The organism is Myxococcus sp. CA039A, assembly GCF_013336645.1.
GTDB lineage: Bacteria > Myxococcota > Myxococcia > Myxococcales > Myxococcaceae > Myxococcus > Myxococcus llanfairpwllgwyngyllgogerychwyrndrobwllllantysiliogogogochensis.
The window spans coordinates 1-1,949 of record NZ_JABUMQ010000619.1 but is presented as its reverse complement, the minus strand read 5'-3'; the positions used below and the strand labels follow the sequence as shown (position 1 = coordinate 1,949).

The following is a 1,949-nucleotide window of genomic DNA, read 5'->3' as shown; positions in this document are numbered from 1 at the left end:
CCCCTCCCCCACGGAGCCCCCGGTTTGAATCGCCACACGTTGCTGCTCGCGCTGTGCCTGGTGCCCGCCCTGGCACCTGCGCAGAGCCAGGAGGGCATGGGACTCGACCTCACGGAAGAGACCCAGCCCAAGTCCGAAGAATCACCCACGCCGCCACCGGCGGAGGAGGCCGCGCCCGCAGCGACCGCCACCCGACCCGTGGAGGAGGAGGCTCCTCCTCCCGAGGCCTTGCCGCCGCTGACCGACATCACCCAGGAAGACCGGGTGAAGAGCGTCCAGCGAAAGGTGTACCGGAAGCAGGGACGCTTCGAGCTGACGCCGCTCATCAGCGTCTCCGTCAATGATCCGTTCTATTCGAAGGTGGGTGTCTCCCTGCGGGGCGCCTACTACCTGGCGGACACCCTGGCCATCTCGGCGCGTGGCTCGCTGATGCAGGTGGTGCCGTCCGACGACGTGCGCACCGCCAAGCGCGCCTTCTACAGCAAGATCTACAACTCGGTGCCCGAGTGGTCCGCCATGGGCGACGTGGAGTGGAGCCCGCTGTACGGCAAGGTGGCCTTCCTCAACTCCATCCTGCACTTCGACGGCTATCTGCTGGCGGGCGCGGGCGTGGTGAAGACGGAGACCTCGTCCTTGCCGGGCCGCGGGCTCAACCCCGCCGCGGACCTGGGCCTGGGCATGCGCTTCGTGGCCCAGGACTTCATCGCGGTGAACGTGGCGCTCATCAACACCTCCTATGTGGATCAGCCCCTGGGCAGCGCCAAGGGGGCCATCCAGAACGTCATGACCCTCAACGCCGGCATCTCGCTGTTCCTGCCCTTCCGTTCGACGGGGAGGGACGCGGAATGAAGCCCGTCTTCCGTTGGCTGTTGACCCTCTGTCTCGCCATGCCCGTGCTGGCGAACGCGCAGACCACCTCCGAGGAGGAGGAGGCCGGCGACGTGTCCGAGGTGGACAAGGACCGGCTCGGCCCCCTGCGTGAGCGGGTGCGGCCCGTGTCGGGCCACGTGTTCCTGAAGAAGGGGCGCTTCGAGTTCAGCCCGTCCGCGACGCTGTCGCTGCGCGACGCCTTCTTCACCAAGTACATCTTCGGTGGCGTGCTCACGTATCACCCCATGGAGACGCTCGGCATCAGCCTGCGGGCGGGCTACGCGGTGAACGCGGTCGCGGGCTCGGCGCAGATCTGCACCTTCTCCGACGGCACGGATGGCTCCACGCGCGGCTGTAAGTCGCCCGCCAAGAGCGAACTGGATGGTCAGGCTCCCGGGCAGCTCAAGCTGCTGGGTGGCGCGGACGTCCAGTGGGCGCCCATCTACGGCAAGCTGTCGCTCTTGGCCGAAAGCTTCATCCACTTCGACCTGTACGGCGTCGTGGGTGGCTCGGTCATCCAGTACCGGGGACCGGACCTGGATGACGCCACGGGCCTCTTGGCCAAGGACTACCTCACCCCCGGCGGCAACGTGGGCGTGGGGATGCGCTTCTTCTTCAACCGCTGGGTGACGCTGCGCACGGAGGTGCGCGACCTCATCTATGTGGAGAAGGGCCGCACCGACAACTATCTGCGCAACCAGCTGCTGTTCGAGCTGGGAGTGTCCTTCTTCTTCCCGTCGTCCAACCCTGGGTCATGATGCTGCGCTCCTTCAGGCTCATCCGCCTCGCCGTCCTCGGGCTCGCGCTCGTGTGGACGGCCCCTTCGTTCGCCCAGAACTTCGAGGGACTGGACCTGGGTGGTCAGTCCAAGTCCAAGAAGAAGAAGAAGGGTGCTTCAACCACCCGGTCCTCCAAGGCCTCCAAGTCGAAGAAGAAGCCGACGCGTGGCTCGCGGGGCAAGACGCCTCCCGCGCCCGTGGAAGACGACGCTCCGGCGGAGGCCACCGGTCCCATCGAGGCCACCCCGGCCGCGGTGACCAGCCCCACCTCTCCCTCCGAGGCGACGCCCGCTCCGGCGC

General features: G+C 67.4%; 2 protein-coding genes and 1 pseudogene. All 3 read left to right on the top strand.

Translation table 11 applies throughout. The annotated features are described in order from the left end of the window. Positions 1-24 precede the first annotated feature (24 nt). Positions 25-849, top strand: coding sequence for an outer membrane beta-barrel domain-containing protein (locus tag HR086_RS46435; RefSeq protein ID WP_141649328.1), 825 nt, complete (start codon positions 25-27; stop codon positions 847-849). Beyond that, positions 846-1,628 (top strand): outer membrane beta-barrel domain-containing protein, encoded by a 783-nt coding sequence (locus HR086_RS46430; protein ID WP_174457138.1) that lies wholly within the window; start codon positions 846-848, stop codon positions 1,626-1,628. The genes HR086_RS46435 and HR086_RS46430 overlap by 4 nt, the downstream gene beginning before the upstream one ends. Then, positions 1,625-1,949, top strand: a pseudogene (locus tag HR086_RS46425) (hypothetical protein); the annotation flags it as partial. The gene HR086_RS46430 and the pseudogene HR086_RS46425, both read left to right, overlap by 4 nt.

What these genes read in the sequence shown, in the direction of transcription:
- HR086_RS46430 (WP_174457138.1), top strand. Translation starts at nt 846, where the DNA reads ATGAAGCCCGTCTTCCGTTGGCTGTTGACCCTCTGTCTCGCCATGCCC.